The 17,949-nt window shown below is 49.5% G+C and carries 12 protein-coding genes; 6 read left to right on the top strand and 6 right to left on the bottom strand.

Going from position 1 to position 17,949, the window contains the following annotated elements; translation table 11 throughout:
• Window position 1: 1 nt before the first annotated feature.
• From QL223_RS16725 to nadC, 5 genes are all read right to left on the bottom strand, one after another.
• Window positions 2-871, bottom strand: a complete 870-nt coding sequence (locus tag QL223_RS16725) for an A24 family peptidase (protein WP_281545361.1) — start codon at window positions 869-871, stop codon at window positions 2-4.
• Window positions 872-1,242: 371 nt separating this feature from the next.
• Window positions 1,243-2,466: a type II secretion system F family protein gene (locus tag QL223_RS16720; protein ID WP_281545360.1), complete on the bottom strand. Its 1,224-nt coding sequence runs from the start codon at window positions 2,464-2,466 to the stop codon at window positions 1,243-1,245.
• A gap of 11 nt (window positions 2,467-2,477) precedes the next feature.
• A complete protein-coding gene (pilB, locus tag QL223_RS16715; protein WP_281545359.1) occupies window positions 2,478-4,172 on the bottom strand; it encodes a type IV-A pilus assembly ATPase PilB in 1,695 nt (564 codons plus the stop codon).
• Between the two features lie 17 nt (window positions 4,173-4,189).
• On the bottom strand, window positions 4,190-4,660 hold the full coding sequence (locus QL223_RS16710; RefSeq protein WP_281545358.1) for a prepilin-type N-terminal cleavage/methylation domain-containing protein: 471 nt from the start codon (window positions 4,658-4,660) through the stop codon (window positions 4,190-4,192).
• Between the two features lie 222 nt (window positions 4,661-4,882).
• Window positions 4,883-5,788, bottom strand: a complete 906-nt coding sequence (gene nadC / locus QL223_RS16705) for a carboxylating nicotinate-nucleotide diphosphorylase (protein WP_281545357.1) — start codon at window positions 5,786-5,788, stop codon at window positions 4,883-4,885.
• Window positions 5,789-5,980: 192 nt separating this feature from the next.
• Between nadC and ampD the strand changes: the two genes are divergently transcribed.
• The 6 genes from ampD (at window position 5,981) to QL223_RS16675 (ending at window position 15,922) form a co-directional block, all read left to right on the top strand.
• Window positions 5,981-6,523, top strand: coding sequence for a 1,6-anhydro-N-acetylmuramyl-L-alanine amidase AmpD (ampD, locus tag QL223_RS16700; protein ID WP_281545356.1), 543 nt, complete (start codon window positions 5,981-5,983; stop codon window positions 6,521-6,523).
• Window positions 6,524-6,832: 309 nt separating this feature from the next.
• A complete protein-coding gene (pdhR, locus tag QL223_RS16695) occupies window positions 6,833-7,606 on the top strand; it encodes a pyruvate dehydrogenase complex transcriptional repressor PdhR (RefSeq protein ID WP_002537403.1) in 774 nt (257 codons plus the stop codon).
• 97 nt (window positions 7,607-7,703) lie between these two features.
• Window positions 7,704-10,370 (top strand): pyruvate dehydrogenase (acetyl-transferring), homodimeric type, encoded by a 2,667-nt coding sequence (aceE, locus tag QL223_RS16690; protein ID WP_281545355.1) that lies wholly within the window; start codon window positions 7,704-7,706, stop codon window positions 10,368-10,370.
• A 14-nt stretch (window positions 10,371-10,384) separates the two neighbouring features.
• On the top strand, window positions 10,385-12,274 hold the full coding sequence (aceF, locus tag QL223_RS16685) for a pyruvate dehydrogenase complex dihydrolipoyllysine-residue acetyltransferase (RefSeq protein WP_281545354.1): 1,890 nt from the start codon (window positions 10,385-10,387) through the stop codon (window positions 12,272-12,274).
• 209 nt (window positions 12,275-12,483) lie between these two features.
• On the top strand, window positions 12,484-13,914 hold the full coding sequence (gene lpdA, locus QL223_RS16680) for a dihydrolipoyl dehydrogenase (RefSeq protein ID WP_002537408.1): 1,431 nt from the start codon (window positions 12,484-12,486) through the stop codon (window positions 13,912-13,914).
• 364 nt (window positions 13,915-14,278) lie between these two features.
• Window positions 14,279-15,922 (top strand): methyl-accepting chemotaxis protein, encoded by a 1,644-nt coding sequence (locus QL223_RS16675; RefSeq protein ID WP_281545353.1) that lies wholly within the window; start codon window positions 14,279-14,281, stop codon window positions 15,920-15,922.
• Between the two features lie 59 nt (window positions 15,923-15,981).
• Here the strand turns inward: QL223_RS16675 and QL223_RS16670 are convergent, their stop codons facing one another.
• Window positions 15,982-17,895 (bottom strand): methyl-accepting chemotaxis protein, encoded by a 1,914-nt coding sequence (locus QL223_RS16670; RefSeq protein ID WP_281545352.1) that lies wholly within the window; start codon window positions 17,893-17,895, stop codon window positions 15,982-15,984.
• Window positions 17,896-17,949: the final 54 nt, after the last annotated feature.

Here is a 17,949-nt window from a genome sequence, read left to right as displayed (position 1 = left end):
ATCAGTAACCCAGATAAGAAGTTAAGTACCAGTCGATGATCTTATTGCCCCAGAGCAAACTGATCCACCCCGCAATCGCAAGATACGGTCCAAATGAGAAAGGCGTTTCTTTTCCGGTGCCTTTGACACGCATCATAATGATGCCGCCAATCGCACCGACAAACGAGGCCATCAGCACCACCATCGGCAGTGCTTGCCAGCCAAGCCAAGCGCCAAGAGCCGCTAATAGCTTAAAGTCACCATATCCCATTCCTTCCTTTCCTGTCAGGATTTTAAACAGTTGGAATACAGTCCAAAGGGAGAGATAACCTGCCATGGCACCGATAACCGCATCTTGCAGCGACACCGGAGAAACGCCAACAAGCGCGAGCAAAATACCCGCCCACATCAGAGGAAGTGTCATTTGATCCGGCAGCAGCATGGTGTCGAGGTCGATAAAGCAAAGGGCGATAAGTGTGAAAGTCGCGCCAATTACTGCTAATGACCAATACCCAGTCAAGGTGAATGCCACAAAGCCTGAAAGGACTGCTGTCAGGATTTCGATGAGAGGATAGCGAACGCTGATTTTAGTTTTGCACGAGCGGCATTTACCGCCAAGGATCAGCCAGCTCAACAAAGGAATGTTGTCGATAGCGCGAACTGGCGCTTGGCAAGAAGGGCAATGAGACCGTGGCAAGCTCAGGTTGAAGATGTCGCTTTCCTTTGGAGCCGGCATGTCATCAGGAAAGCACTCATGGCATTCCTGTCGCCACTGGCTTTCCATCATTTTGGGAAAGCGGTAAATCACCACATTGAGAAAACTGCCCACGATCAGGCCAAACAGCGAGGCGAGAAAAACATACAGACCCGGAGAGTCAAAAAGCCAGTCCATCAATCAATCCTGTGTAAATGGTGGTAGGGTCTGTTGACCTTTGTTGGTTGAATTTTGTTCTCGCTATAAGCGTTTTAGGCGCGGCGAGGTGTGTGCTACCTAGTCATTCTAAGCAAATACACCTCAACAAAGCTTAAAACGCTTAGAGCAGAACCCTTCGGGCAGCGTTTGTGGGGACTTTCTCCTGCGTTATCGGCTTCTCATGTAGGCCAGCTACACATCGAAGCCTCTGCCTTGTATAAAGTCCCCACAAACCGCTGCAAAAATCATCACCAAAGGTGAACAGACCCTAGGTATGATAACGACTTGTGCCGCTTCGCTCCATGTGAAATGAAGCAGTTAGCGGCACAAAACAGAGAAGGGTCGGAAGCCTAGCCCATTACACTCATCAGGTTGAACATCGGAAGATACATCGCCACCACCAGTGAGCCGATAAGCAGGCCCAAAGTGACAATGATCATCGGCTCAAGAATCTTACCGAGATTGTCGACCGTGTTATCCACGTCGGCTTCATAGATACCAGCCACTTTATTCAGCATGTCATCCAGCGCACCAGACTCTTCTCCGATCATCACCATCTGGATCATCATGTCCGGGAACTCGCCGGTTTCCTTGATGGAGCGGTGAAGAGGGCGGCCGCCAGATGTTTGCTTATGTACTTCCTCTATAACCATTTTAAAGTGGCTGTTATTGGCCGTTTTCCCTGCGGCAGATAACCCATTGAGGAGCGGAATACCCGCACTAAACGTGGTCGCCAACGTACGGGTGAAACGAGAAATGGTGGCTTTGGTCAGCACGTCCCCAATCACGGGAATATGCAGGGATAATTTGCTGACTTTAAGACGGAAGCTGTAGCTTTTATTCACGCAGCCTTTAAAGGCTGTAACAGCCAGAATGATCGCAACGAGCATATAAAGTCCGTAGTCCCGAATCGCATCTGATACGTTTAATACCTTTTGGGTAAACCAAGGGAGTTCTGCCCCGAAAGAAGAAAACACATCTTTGAAAGTTGGGATCACGAAGATCAGCATGCCGATGGTCACGGCTATGGCGATAACGCAGACTATAGAAGGATAGATCATCGCCTTAACCACTTTCGAGCGGGTTTCCTCGCTCTTCTCGCGATAGACACAAATGCGCGCAAAGATTTGTTCCAATCGACCGGTTTGTTCACCGGTGGCAACCAAATCACAGTAAAACTGATCAAAAAGAGGTGAGCTCGCTTTCATCGATTGCGCCAGTGAGGATCCTGCTTCAATGTGGCTGTAAATCTGGCTGATGATCAGCTTCATTTCTGCTTTCTTTGCGCTGGCTTTTAGCAGTCTCAGCGTTTCTCCCAGCGGCACGCCCGCTTCCAGCATGGTTGCCATTTGGCGGGAAAACAGGGTGATATCTTTCGCCGTCGCCGAGTTTCTGCGGCGAACCCAGGAAGAAGGTGAGCGTTTTTTAATTTTATCCAACCGGATGTGTTGCTCCTGGAGGACCTGTCTGGCTTCTTGCTCAGAGAATGCCAGTGTCTGGCCTTTCACTTTGGCGCCTTTAGAGGTGACGCCGCGCCACTGATAAGAGAAAAGTTTATTGGGACTGGTGGCCATGATATTTCCTTTTACAGACTGATCACGCGTTGCAGTTCTGCAAGGCTGGTGATGCCTTCATTTAGTTTTTCGATACCAGATAATTGCAGCGTTAACATGCCATTGCCCATGGCAAGGGTTTCTATGCGGGAAGCTGACGCGCCGTTACCAATCGCTTCTGCCAAATCTCTGCTGACTGGCATCACTTCATAAATACCAACACGCCCTAAATAGCCATGGTTGCAGTGATCGCATCCTTCCGGTGAGGCCTGATAAACCAGCTCAGGTTTGAGGGAAGGGTAGTGTTGGGTCAAAGCCGTTAAATTATGGTCATCGGTTTCATGTTGTACTTTGCAATGTGGACAAAGACGACGTCCCAAACGCTGGGCGATAATCAAGGTGAGTGAAGCGGCCAGGTTGTAGGCGGCAACGCCCATGTTTGCCAAACGGGTGACACTTTCTGCCGCTGAATTAGTGTGCAAAGTCGACAATACCAAGTGACCAGTCTGTGCCGCCTTGATACCGATTTCTGCGGTTTCTAAATCACGGATTTCGCCGACCATCACTACATCTGGATCCTGACGGAGAAAAGCACGCAATGCTTTGGCAAAATCTAATCCGATATCATTGTTGATATTGACCTGATTAATGCCGGGAAGGTTGATTTCAACCGGGTCTTCGGCGGTGGAGATATTGCGATCTGCCGTATTGAGATACTTCAGACCGGTATACAAAGACACGGTTTTCCCGCTTCCCGTCGGGCCAGTCATCAAGATCATCCCTTGTGGGCGATTCAGCGCATTCAGATAATCTTGCTTTTGCTGGGCGTTGTAACCCAGAGAGTCAATATCCAACGCGACACTGCCACCATCCAAAATCCGCAGTACCACCTTTTCGCCCCAGAGCGTAGGAAGGGTAGAAACCCGCATATCGATGGACTTATCTTCGGACAAGTTCAGCTTAATCCGCCCGTCTTGTGGGAGTCGGCGCTCAGCAATATTCAGTTTGGCGATGATTTTTAAACGGGTGGAAAGACGGCGCGAAATACCGGCAGGTGGTGTGCTGTGGGTTTGCAAAATACCGTCCAAACGGAAACGGATTTGGTAGCTTTGCTCGAAAGGTTCGAAATGGATATCAGAAGCTTGTTTACGGACAGCATCCATCAGGACTTGTTGGATATAGCGGCTGACGGGGGCATCGTCTGAAAACAGATCTTCGTTTTCAGCAATGTCATCGATGCTGTTACTCAGCGCTTCCAACTCAGAGTCTGTGACGCTGTTGGTGCGAACCCTCTCCGTGACATTCTTACCATAAAGCCGTCGAATCGCCCCTTCAATTTGGGCATGTTCCAACAGAACAGGATTGACGGAATAGCCTGTGGCGAACTGGAAATCGTCTTGAATATCAATACGTGTTGGGTCGCTAACCCCTAAAAGCAGTTGCTGGTTGCGAATGTCTAAAGGGAGGCATTGGGAAGAAAGCACCAAATCTTTTTGGTTGAGTGTCGCGTTAGTGGCTTCCCAAGGAAACTGCTTAATATCCTGCAAAGGCTCGCCAAAAATATCTGAAACGGCTTTGGCTAGCTCTTCACTGGACAGGATTTTTAAAGCAAGCAAAGCCGAAGGTGTGCTCACACCCTCGGCTTTGATTTTGGTTATTACTTCTTGCTCTTGCGTCGAAGAAAGGTATTCAGCTCGGCGCAAAGCAAAAGCAAGTGTGTGATTCATTGTGACTGGTGACTTTTTTAGCCTTCGCCACCTTGGTCGCCTCCGCCGCTTGTAGCTGCGTTACAACCTTTAACTTCAACACCGGAAATATCTTCTTCCATCGAGCAACTCCAAATCACATCGCTGCGCGTGTAAGTGATTTTCTTGCCAGGAAATGAAACATTCGCGCCCATCGTGAATACTAGAGTATTAGAATCTGTAGGTGATGTAATGTTACCTAGTTCGCCAACAGAATAAGTTCCTTCAGTCTGACCGAGACCTCCTTCCGTGGCACTGGCTGTGATGAAAGTTTGAAGGGTGTTCGAACCTTTTTCAGATAAATGCTCTTCTGCTTTTGTCAGCAAGGTTTTGACTGAGGCTACAGCAGCTGCTACATCTGATTGACGTTTATATTCTGAGTAAGCTGGCACAGCAATCGCCGTTAGCGCTCCAATAATCCCAACCACAATCAGAAGCTCAATTAAGCTAAAACCCTTTTGCTTTTTCATATCCACTACTCTCCGATTAATTTGTATACGCAACTGTGCGCTTAAAGTGATTCCAAGATACGGCGGATGGAGAGGGGAAAACAGCAGATAAAATTCGGGTTTCGAGTGGTGGATTGTCTTTTCTGTAATTGACCTGTTAATCAATTACTTTAATGTGAAGCACGAAATAAAAAAGCAGGCGTCATGCCTGCTTTTATCAATTAATGTTTTTATATTAATGGGTTACTTAAGGCGCATGGATAAATCCATGGCGCGAATGTGCTTAGTCAGTGCTCCGACTGAAATGTAATCCACGCCTGTTTCTGCAAACTCGCGGATGGTTTTAAGGGTAACGTTGCCGGAAACCTCTAGCGCGACTTTCCCTTTGTTGAGCTCCACAGCTTGGCGCATCATGTCGGTGGTGAAGTTATCCAGCATCACGATGTCTGCTCCGGCATCAATCGCTTGTTGCAGCTCATCCAGCGATTCAGTTTCCACTTCAACCGGTTTGCCGGGGTTTAACTTCTTAGCCGTTTCTACCGCACCTTGAATACCGCCGCAGGCAATGATGTGGTTTTCCTTAATCAGGTAGGCATCGTAAACACCGATGCGGTGATTAAAGCCGCCGCCGCAGGAAACGGCATACTTCAGCGCGTTGCGAAGTCCCGGAATGGTTTTACGGGTATCCAGCAGTCGGGTTTGGGTGCCGGCAATTTTTTCAACATAGCGGGCAGTCTCTGTTGCGCAGCCGGAAAGTGTCTGGATAAAGTTCATCGCATTGCGCTCGCCAGTCAACAGAGTGCGGGCTGGGCCTTTTAGTTCGCAAAGTACCTGATTCGGCCCGACCTTATCACCGTCTTCTACTTTCCAGTCGATAGTGACAGTGCTGCCAAGTTGACGAAATACTTCATCAGCAAAAGCTCGGCCGCAAAATACGCCTGCTTCACGGGTGATGATGGTTGCTTCACCTTGAGTGTCTGCAGCAATCAGGCTGGCTGTGATGTCATTGTCCGCATTAATCTCGCCGCCCAAGTCTTCTTTCAAGGTATCGGTAACGCAGCGAACCACATCTTCTTTGAGGTGTGCTTTGAGATAGGCGATACGGCTTTGGCTATCGTGGACGCGTGAAGTATTTGAAAGATCGGACATGGTGGTTCCATCACTGTGAGTTCGGTTTAATTCAGGTTGGCCCTGAGTGATGGATGCAAGTTTACCGTCGGCAAGGGAAATTTGCGAGGTAAGAGGTGAGTTCTCTGTATGTCGATTCGTTAGAAAGTTGTGCCTGTTTTGGCGGATGACGAGTTAAAATAGTCAAAGACCTGTTTTACGGCTGAGTTTTCAATGTTAACCATTACCGATCATTTGTTGGACAGTGCCACTTATGTTCCTTCACCTCACTTTAATGAGCGCCCGGTTGAAGAAGATATTTCGCTATTGGTTGTGCATAACATCAGCTTGCCGCCGGGTGAATTTGGAGGCAGCTATATCGAAGATTTCTTTCAGGGAAAACTCACTTCTACAGCGCATCCCTTCTTTGATGAAATCCGAGATCTTCAGGTCTCAGCCCATTGCCTGATAAAACGTGATGGTAGTGTGGTGCAATTTGTTCCTTTCAGTCAACGAGCTTGGCATGCTGGCGTGTCTTCATTTGAAGGTCGTGAACAGTGCAATGATTTTTCGATTGGTATTGAGCTTGAAGGAACAGATGACTTGCCATACACAGAAGAACAATACGTTTCATTAGCGGATGTATCACGCGCCATCATGAAGCACTATCCCGCTATTACTCCTGAGCGTATTGCTGGCCATGAGAACATTGCACCAGGAAGAAAAACCGACCCCGGTCAGGCATTTCATTGGGAGAAGTTTAAAGCGCTTCTCTAGTTCAAAAAGTAGGGGAATGTGCGTAAAGGTGTGTTGACGATTTACTACACCACCTGAAACGACTTTGAGACTGACCGCACAGAATTCCAACCGTGACCAAAATAATTGGTCTGACCATTACATCTCCATTGATTAATAAATGCGCGACATCTAATTGTAACTTCTATGACTTAAATCAAGTTTACGGTGGACACTAAAGCCGCATTCTGGTAACTTTTTATGTGTTTGGTAATTGGTCTTACCAATTTACAAGGCCAGAAAATGGGATAGGACGCGCAGGAACTCCGGCGCCAAATAAATAATAAAACGATGGCTATACAACGGATTCGTCAACCCAAACTATCTGACGTTATTGAGAAAGAGCTTGAAAGCCTAATTCTGGAAGGAACCCTCTCGCCCGGGCAAAAACTGCCGCCAGAGCGCGAGTTGGCGAAACAATTTGATGTTTCCCGCCCCTCCGTCCGAGAAGCAATTCAGCGATTAGAAGCCAAAAAACTCCTTAATAGAAAACAAGGTGGTGGCACCTTTGTGAGTGAGCGCTTGTGGCAGCGTTTCTCCGAGCCTTTGATTGGCCTTCTGGCTGACCACCCTGAAAGCCAGCTTGATTTGCTGGAATCCCGTCATGCGTTGGAAGGTATCTCTTCCTATTTCGCTGCGTTACGTGGAACTGATGAAGATTTAAAGCGAGTGTGTGCGTGTCACGACAGCATTCGCGAAGCCCAGCAGCTTGGTGATTTAAAAGCCGAAGCCGCCGCCGTTATGAAATACCTGATTGCCGTTACCGAGGCATCACATAACGTTGTCCTGCTGCATATCATGCGCAGTCTGGCGCCATTGCTGGAGCAAAACATTTTGCAAAACTTTGAGTTACTGAACCGACGTGAAGATGTCGTCGCGAAGGTAACCAAGCACAGAGCCAATATTGTTCAGGCGATTACCGCTGGTGAGCCGGAAAAAGCCCGCCAGGCATCGCATGCACATTTGGCCTTTATCGAGGAAACCCTGCTGGATCTGGGCCGTGAGGAGAGTCGAATTGAGCGCTCTCTTCGCCGGATACAGCAACGCAAGGACGAGTTGGAATAGCGGATCCCGACAGCTTTGAGGAGTTGTCAGGAACCGTTTTTTTCAGCTGCGACAACATTAGTTTTGTACGAGTCAATCAACGAAAGGATAGATCGCCATGTCTGAAGTCATGAAAAATGACGTGGACGCACTAGAGACCCAAGAGTGGCTAGCAGCTCTTGAATCAGTCGTTCGTGAAGAAGGTGTAGAACGTGCCCAGTTCCTGCTTGAGCAAGTTATGGAAAAGGCGCGCCTTGACGGTGTTGATATGCCAACTGGCATCACCACCAACTATGTGAATACCATCCCAGCAGACAAAGAGCCTGCATACCCGGGTGATGTAAACCTGGAACGTCGTATTCGTTCTATCATTCGTTGGAACGCGATCATGATCGTGTTGCGCGCATCTAAGAAAGATCTGGAACTGGGCGGCCACATGGCGTCTTTCCAATCTTCAGCTGCATTCTACGAGACCTGTTTCAACCATTTCTTCCGCGCACCTAACGAGGTGGACGGTGGCGATCTGGTTTACTATCAAGGTCACATCTCACCGGGTATCTACTCGCGTGCATTCGTTGAAGGTCGTCTGACTGAAGAGCAACTGGATAACTTCCGTCAGGAAGTAGACGGTAAAGGTATCTCTTCTTACCCACACCCTAAACTGATGCCTGAGTTCTGGCAGTTCCCAACCGTATCTATGGGTCTGGGTCCAATCTCTGCTATCTACCAAGCTCGTTTCCTGAAGTACCTGAACGGTCGTGGTCTGAAAGACACTACCAACCAGCGCGTATACGCATTCCTGGGTGATGGTGAGATGGATGAGCCAGAATCACGCGGCGCGATTTCTTTCGCAGCTCGTGAGAAGCTGGATAACCTGTGCTTCCTGATCAACTGTAACCTGCAGCGCCTGGACGGCCCAGTAATGGGTAACGGCAAGATCATCCAAGAACTGGAAGGTCTGTTCAAAGGTGCTGGCTGGAACGTGGTTAAGGTTGTTTGGGGTAGCGGTTGGGACAAACTACTGGCGAAAGACACCACGGGTAAACTGCTGCAACTGATGAATGAAACCGTTGACGGTGACTACCAGACGTTCAAAGCAAAAGACGGTGCTTACGTTCGTAAACACTTCTTCGGCAAATACCCAGAGACTGCAGCATTGGTTGCTGACATGACTGACGAAGAGATCTTCGCGCTGAAGCGCGGTGGTCACGAGCCGTCGAAGCTGTACGCAGCATTCAAGAACGCACAAGAAACTTCAGACCGCCCAACAGTGATCCTTGCTAAGACCGTTAAAGGTTACGGTATGGGTGAAGCGGCTGAAGGTAAGAACATTGCGCACCAGGTTAAGAAAATGGATATGACCCATGTTCTGCACCTGCGTGACCGCCTGGGTCTGCAAGACCTGCTGTCTGACGAAGACGTTGCTGCACTGCCTTACCTGAAACTGGAAGAAGGTTCTGCGGAGCACCAGTACCTGCACGCTCGTCGTCAAGCGCTGAAAGGTTACACGCCTAAGCGTCTGCCTAACTTCACTGAAGAACTGACTCTGCCACAGCTGGACGCGTTCCAACCTCTGCTGGAAGAGCAAAAGCGTGACATCTCTACCACCATGGCTTTCGTACGTGCACTGAACGTGCTGCTGAAAGACAAAGGCGTGGGCAAGAACATCGTTCCAATTATTGCGGACGAAGCGCGTACCTTTGGTATGGAAGGCCTGTTCCGTCAAATCGGTATCTACAACCCGCACGGCCAGAACTACACCCCACAAGACCGCGACATCGTTTCTTACTACAAAGAAGCGACGTCAGGTCAGGTACTGCAAGAAGGTATCAACGAACTGGGTGCAATGTCTTCATGGGTTGCTGCGGCAACGTCATACAGCACCAACGATTTGCCAATGATCCCGTTCTACATCTACTACTCAATGTTCGGCTTCCAGCGTGTTGGCGACATGGCGTGGATGGCTGGCGACCAACAAGCACGTGGCTTCCTGCTGGGTGCAACTGCAGGTCGTACAACGCTGAACGGTGAAGGTCTTCAGCACGAAGATGGTCACTCACACATCATGGCGGGTACGGTTCCTAACTGTATCTCTTACGACCCAACTTTCGCTTACGAAGTTGCAGTGATCATGCAAGATGGTATCCGTCGCATGTACGGTCCAGAGCAAGAGAACGTGTTCTACTACCTGACGCTGATGAACGAAAACTACGCGCAGCCAGCAATGCCAGAAGGCGCTGAAGAAGGTATCCGTAAGGGTATCTACAAGCTGGAAGCATACGCGGGTGACAAAGCGAAAGTTCAGCTGATGGGCTCAGGCACCATCCTGAACGAAGTACGTGCAGCGGCTGACATCCTGAGCAAGGATTACGGCATCGCATCTGACGTATTCAGCGTGACGTCTTTCAACGAACTGGCACGTGATGGCCAGGCGTGTGATCGTCAGAACATGCTGAACCCAATGGCAGACGCGCAAGTCCCATACATTGCACAAGTGATGGGTACTGAGCCTGCTATCGTTGCGACTGACTACATGAAGAACTACGCGGACCAAGTTCGTGCGTTCATTCCTGCTGAGTCTTACCGCGTGCTGGGTACTGATGGCTTCGGTCGTTCAGACAGCCGTGAGAACCTGCGTCGTCACTTCGAAGTTAACGCTGGCTACGTAGTCGTTGCTGCGCTGACTGAACTGGCGAAGCGTGGCGACATCGAGAAATCAGTGGTTGTTGAAGCCATTGAGAAGTTCGGTATCGACACTCAGAAAGTGAACCCACTATACGCGTAAGAGGCATATATCAAATGGCAATCGAAATTAACGTACCAGACATCGGTGCCGATGAGGTTGAAGTTACTGAGATCCTCGTTAGCGTTGGTGACAAAGTTGAAGAAGATCAGTCGCTGATCACCGTTGAAGGTGACAAGGCGTCGATGGAAGTACCTGCATCACAGGCCGGTGTGGTTAAAGAAATCAAAATCGCAGAAGGCGACAAGGTTTCTACCGGTTCTCTGATCATGATTTTCGAAGCCGAGGGTGCAGCTGAAGCTGCACCTGCTCCTGCAGCAGAAACCGCTCCAGCAGCGGCACCTGCTCCAGCAGCAGCGGCTGAACTGAAGGAAGTTCACGTACCGGATATCGGTGGCGACGAAGTAGAAGTCACTGAAATCATGGTAGCGGTTGGCGACAGCATTGAAGAAGAGCAATCTCTGATCACTGTTGAAGGCGACAAAGCATCAATGGAAGTACCAGCTCCTTTCGCTGGTGTTCTGAAAGAAATCAAAGTGGCAGCGGGTGACAAAGTGTCTACCGGCTCACTGATCATGGTTTTCGAAACGGCAGGTTCAGGCGCAGCGCCAGCTGCCGCGGCTCCAGCAGCAGAAGCTCCTGCGGCAGCACCAGTCGCTGGCGGCGTGAAAGAAGTTCACGTACCAGATATCGGTGGTGACGAAGTCGAAGTGACCGAAATCATGGTAGCAATCGGCGACAGCATCGAAGAAGAGCAGTCACTGATCACTGTTGAAGGTGACAAGGCTTCTATGGAAGTTCCTGCACCATTCGCAGGTGTTCTGAAAGAAATCAAAGTAGCAGCAGGCGACAAAGTGTCTACTGGCTCGCTGATCATGGTGTTTGAAGTAGCAGGTGCAGCACCTGCACCAGCGGCGGCGCCAGCAGCATCTGCTCCTGCAGCGGCTCCGGCTCCTGCGGCGGCACCTGCAGCCGCTTCTGCGCCAGCAGCAACTGGCGACTTCCAGGAAAACAACGAGTACGCTCACGCGTCTCCAGTTGTTCGTCGCCTGGCTCGTGAGTTTGGCGTAAACCTGTCGAAAGTGAAAGGTACTGGCCGTAAGAGCCGTATCCTGAAAGAAGACGTACAGAACTACGTGAAAGACGCGCTGAAGCGTCTGGAATCTGGTGCGGCGGCTTCTGGTAAAGGTGACGGCGCAGCATTGGGTCTTCTGCCTTGGCCGAAAGTTGATTTCAGCAAGTTCGGTGAAACTGAGGTTCAACCTCTTTCTCGCATCAAGAAGATTTCTGGCGCGAACCTGCACCGTAACTGGGTAATGATCCCTCACGTGACTCAGTGGGACAACGCTGACATCACTGAGTTGGAAGCATTCCGTAAAGAACAAAATGCTATCGAAGCGAAGAAAGACACTGGCATGAAGATCACCCCACTGGTGTTCATCATGAAAGCTGTTGCGAAAGCGCTGGAAGCATTCCCAACGTTCAACTCTTCGCTGTCTGAAGACGGTGAGAGCCTGATCCTGAAGAAATTCGTTAACGTTGGTATCGCAGTAGACACGCCAAACGGCCTTGTTGTTCCAGTCTTCAAAGACGTGAACAAGAAAGGTATCTATGAGCTGTCTTCTGAGCTGATGGAAGTATCGAAGAAAGCACGTGCTGGCAAGCTGACTGCAGCTGACATGCAAGGTGGCTGTTTCACTATTTCCAGCCTGGGTGGCATCGGTGGTACTGCATTCACGCCAATCGTGAACGCACCTGAAGTTGCAATCCTGGGTGTGTCTAAGTCAGAAATGAAACCTGTATGGAACGGCAAAGAATTTGCGCCTCGCCTGCAGCTGCCATTGTCTCTATCGTATGATCACCGCGTGATCGACGGTGCAGACGGCGCACGTTTCATTACTTACCTGAACGAGTGTCTGTCAGACATTCGCCGTCTGGTACTGTAAGGCAACACTCCCCCGATCAGCGTTCGTCTGCATATGGCGAACGCTGATTTGATGTACAGCTCACAGGCTATGGGTTTTTATTTTTCAGCTTTTTAACAGGGCTGTAAACTGTCAGGCCAAATGCGAGGCTAGATGTACCGCGCAGTGAAACAAATGGTTCAAGATAATAAAACTCTTAGTCAGGGATATAAGACTACAACGAGGTCAGAATGAGTAAAGAAATCAAAGCCCAAGTCGTCGTACTGGGTTCGGGTCCTGCAGGTTATTCAGCGGCGTTTCGCTGTGCAGACCTGGGTCTGGACACCGTTCTGGTAGAAAAATACAGCACGCTGGGTGGTGTGTGTCTGAACGTGGGTTGTATCCCATCGAAAGCACTGCTGCACGTAGCGAAAGTTATCGAAGAAGCAAAAGCGATGGCTGATCACGGTGTTGTATTTGGCGAACCAACTACAGACATCAGCAAAATCCGCGTATGGAAAGAGAAAGTTGTTAACCAACTGACTGGCGGTCTTGGCGGCATGGCTAAGATGCGTAAAGTGAACGTGGTTAATGGCTACGGTAAATTTACCGGTCCTAACACCATCGTGGTTGAAGGTGCAGATGGTGCGACCACTGTTAACTTCGACAACGCAATCATCGCTGCGGGTTCTCGCCCAATCGAACTGCCATTTATCCCGCATGAAGATCCACGCATCTGGGACTCTACCGATGCATTGGAACTGAAAGAAGTTCCTGAGAAAATGCTGGTTATGGGTGGCGGTATCATCGGTCTGGAGATGGGTACTGTTTATCACTCACTGGGTTCTCAAATCGACGTGGTTGAGATGTTCGACCAAGTTATCCCAGCAGCAGATAAAGATATCGTTAAAGTCTTCACCAAACGCATCAGCAAGAAGTTCAACCTGATGCTGGAAACCAAAGTGACTGCGGTTGAAGCGAAAGAAGACGGCATCTATGTAACGATGGAAGGTAAGAAAGCACCTGCTGAGCCGACTCGTTACGATGCAGTGCTGGTTGCTATCGGCCGTGTACCTAACGGTAAACTGCTGGACGCTGAGAAATCTGGCGTTGAAGTTGATGAGCGTGGCTTCATCAACGTTGATAAGCAAATGCGTACTAACGTACCGCACATCTACGCGATCGGTGACATCGTAGGTCAGCCAATGCTGGCTCACAAAGGTGTTCATGAAGGTCACGTAGCAGCTGAAGTTATCGCTGGTAAGAAGCACTACTTTGACCCGAAAGTGATTCCATCCATTGCGTACACTGAGCCAGAAGTGGCTTGGGTTGGTCTGACTGAGAAAGAAGCGAAAGCACAAGGCATCAACTACGAAGTTGCTACCTTCCCATGGGCTGCATCTGGCCGTGCAATCGCGTCTGACTGCTCAGACGGTATGACGAAGATGATCTTCGACAAAGACACTCACCGTGTTATCGGTGGTGCGATTGTTGGTACCAACGGCGGCGAACTGCTGGGCGAAATCGGTCTGGCTATCGAGATGGGTTGTGATGCTGAAGACATCGCACTGACCATTCACGCTCACCCGACTCTGCACGAGTCTGTTGGTCTGGCTGCAGAAGTGTTTGAAGGTACGATTACTGACCTGCCAAACGCGAAAGCGGTGAAGAAGAAAAAATAATTTCTGATTCTTGAATTGAAAAGCGTCTCTTAGGAGGCGCTTTTTTTATTCTTAATGAACAGTAACATTGGTGTTGCGATACACATGTGACAACTTGATGTTAGTCCTTTTTGAGCCAGCCTTGAACTTTTTAAAAGGTCGGTGTACTTTTATTTCGATTGGGTCAAAGAAGTGTTTGATAATGTTTCTGAATAATTGAAAAAACACATAATATTGCGGACATTGATCGTGTATTTGTCTGATTTAGCTTAAGCCTTTTGGCTCCCCTTTTTGACAGAGTTGTGTTCAATACAGCTTTTCTGTCAGCCCTACTTTTTGCTTTTTCAACAATATCTATCAACCGTTTTTGCAGTTTGAGGTCCCCATGTTTGCGTTTAGCCAACTCTCGTTCAAGACCAAGCTATTTATACCGCTTGCGTTTGTCAGTACCATTTTTACCGGCGTCCTAGTGGCGTCCTATCAGACATTTGAAAGGCAAATTACGCTCAACGAAGAGCTTAATGGGCAGCTTCAACCCACATTCACTGACATCGAAGATGCTTATCGAGATCTTTACCAATCAATGGGAAGCTTAGAAGGCTTACTGGCGCGAGGCGTATCGCCAGAAACCGTTAAAGCGCAACAGTTTGAATTTTTTGAAAATGCCCCGCTAGCAGTAAAGCGTATGCAGTCGTTCCAATCTTTGATTGATTTGGGCATTGTTGATCGTTCCTTACAGGCAGTGCTCAATCGGCTAACACAGAATACAGAGCGTTGGCTAGATGAGCTTGAGTTGCTCATCAGTGATCCTTCAACAGTAAAAGCGCGCTATGCCCAACAGCACCAAGCGCTTTCAAGTGACTTCGCAAGCCTTCGTAATGACATAAAAATCCTTGAAAAAGCGATTGAATCGGCAAGCAAACGCGTATCCGGCGAGATTGCTGCGTCCACGATCAGTGCTGAGCGTTTGATTGTTGGTGGCACGCTTGCTGCGCTTATTTTGGCTCTGGTTGGCGGGATAGCGCTGTCGCGAATGCTGATGAAGCCTATCAATGAAATGTTGGAAGCACTCAGAAATATTGCGTCAGGAGACGGCGATCTGACGCAGCGACTGTCGGTGCAATCACAGGATGAGATTGGACAACTTGGTAACGCATTCAACGAATTTGTAAGCAAGATACAAACCAGTATTAAGCAGGTTGTTGATGCTTCTCATGATGTCCGTGCTCAAACAGAGCAGATTGAAACGGCGATGCGAAGCAGTGTGACACAAACAGAAAGTCAACAACGTGAAAGCGACATGATCGCTGCTGCGGTGCAGGAAATGAGTGCCAGCAGCTTCCAGATCAGCGAAAACGCTTCGGAAGCAGCAGAAGCGACTCATACTGCCACGCAGGAAGTGGGCGCCGCGCAGGATAGCCTTGCGAGCACTGTGAGCGCGATGGCATCGCTTCGCGAGCGTATTGAGCAGTCACAATCGACCATTGGTACCTTGAACAATGATGTCGACAGCATTGCGTCAATCATCGACGTGATTCGTGGCATCGCGGAACAAACCAACCTGCTGGCATTGAATGCGGCGATTGAAGCTGCACGTGCGGGAGAGCAGGGTAGAGGTTTTGCCGTTGTTGCCGATGAAGTGCGTGTGCTGGCGAACAAGACCCAGCAAAGTACGGAAGAGATCCGCGAAATGATTGAGCGTCTTGAAACAGGCACCAAGAATGCCGTGGTAGCGATGGATGAGAGCAGCGAAGCGAGTCAGAAGACCGTTTCTCAAATCCAGCAAACCTCCGAATATCTGGATGCTGTATCCACCATGATTGTGACCATCAATGACCAGAACAGTCAGGTTGCAGCAGCGTCTTCTCAGCAAAAGACAGTCTCGGAAGACATTAACCGCAACATTCACGGTATCGTGGAAAACGGTAAGCAAGTGCACGATAACCTGGAAGAAGTGGAAGGTGTGTGCCTGAATCTGGCGCAAAGAAGCCGACAACTCGATAGTGTGGTTGGCGCTTTCAGAGTCTAAGTGTTCACGCACAAAAAAACGCCGCAATTGCGGCGTTTTTTGCTTTTTGTTGGCAACGCTTAAAGTTTAAAGCGTTTTACCAGTTCATCGAGTGTATGCGAAAGTTCCCGCAACTCATCGCTGGCACGCGCCATGTTCTCAGCCGTATCTGCGGTTTGCTGGGTGGTTTCGTTAATGTCTTCGATGTTGCGGTTAATATCAGCAACAACGGTCGATTGCTCTTCCGTCGCTGTTGCCACCTGGGTGTTGATGTCTGAAATCAGGACGATTTGCTCGTTGATTTGCATCAGCGCTGAAGAGGCATTCTGTGAGGCATCCGCGCCCTGGAAAGTCAGCTGTTGACTGCTCTCCATCGCTTCAACGGCAGATTGCGCTTCTTTCTGCAGATCATCGATCATTGTCTGGATTTCATTGGTGGATTCCGCAGTGCGGCTGGCAAGGCTTCTCACTTCATCGGCAACCACCGCAAAGCCGCGCCCTTGTTCGCCAGCACGTGCCGCTTCAATCGCTGCATTCAGCGCCAGTAAATTGGTTTGTTCCGAAACACCACGAATCACGTCCAGAATCCCGCCGATTTGCTGAGTGTTTCCTGCCAGTTTGCGGATCACTTCTGCCATGTTGTCCATGTCAGTGGCGAGCTGCTGAATATTATCTTGCGCCGACATGACGACGCTTTGGCCCGTCGCCGTTTCATTCGCGGCATTGTTGGCTGAATCCGCCGCATGGGCAGCATTGGCCGCGATTTCGTTTACCGTCGCACCCATTTCATTGATGGCAGTAACCACCAACATGGTACGGTCACGCTGACTTTGGCTCTGATTCTGGGTCATTTGCGCTTGCTCAGCCACGACAGAAGCCGAGTTGTTCAGTGATTGACTGGTGGCAGCTACGTCACCCACCACCTGATGGATTTTGCTGACGAAACCATTGAAACCCTGCGCAAGCTGGCCGATTTCGTCGTTGCTTTTGACTTCAAGACGTTGGCGGAGGTCGCCTTCACCTTCACCGATATCGCGGAAAACTTTCGCCAGATCGGAGATAGGACGGGTGATGGTTGATGCAAGGAAAACGGCTGCTATGGCAATCAGCGCACACACCAAGACGGACAGCAGGATAATTTGCTGGGCAGTACTGGTGAGCTCATCGTAAACCTCATCGGTAGGTACTTCCGCCACGACAAACCAGTCAAGAGAAGGGATGTAGCTGGAGGCCAGGAGAACATTACGTTCATTGGTCGAGGCTTCAATCAGGTTAAAGTCACGTTGAATTAACAGGTCGCGAACATTTTCCTGATACATCTGCGCGATGTTACTGTTGCCCATGTGGGCACTGTCGCGGTGCAATTGCACACGACCATCGCGAGAAACCATAAACACAAAACCGCTTTGCTCAACTTTGAACTGGTTCAAAAAGCTGACCATTTTATCCATCGAGCGGGACAGACCAGCCAATAGGGGGCCGTTAAGCTGTTGGTAGTTTACAAACAGCTTCAGGTCGCCGTTATCTTCCCGGTATACGCTGGTGGTGCGCGCTTTGCCGCTGCTGACCAGTTTAAAGAACCAGGAGCTGTCTTCTGGTTTCAGCTGGCGTAGAAAGCCGTCCTGGTTCCAGTAGTCACCGTTTGCACGATTGGCGACAGAAGCATCCGTTAACTGGTATTGTTGTTTAAGTGACTGAAGGGTGTCGACGATATCTGATTTCGCGCGAGGGTCTCCCTCAGCCCGAACGGCGGTTGCCATCATTGGCATGCTGGCCAGTTGCTCTGCGGCGGCTTTCAGTTGGGTGACACTTTGCTCCACTTCTTCACGGATATTGGTGAGAAGTAGCGGCAGCTCATTGTCGAGCAGACGCGCCTCTACCATACCATGGGCTTTGGTGAGACTCAGGAAACTGACGAGGGTGGTGGATGCGATAACCGCTGAGATCATCGCGAAAATGAGTTTCTGTTTTATAGTTAACCGCGTGAAATTCATACTTTTCTCCGTGGTGCCGATATGAGCTCGGCGTTATGTGTCGCTATTAAGGAA

It is taken from the genome of Grimontia sp. SpTr1, from assembly GCF_947387585.1.
Taxonomy (GTDB): Bacteria; Pseudomonadota; Gammaproteobacteria; order Enterobacterales; family Vibrionaceae; genus Enterovibrio; species Enterovibrio indicus.
The sequence above is the reverse complement of the archived record's forward strand: the minus strand, read 5'-3'. Positions and strand labels throughout refer to the sequence as shown.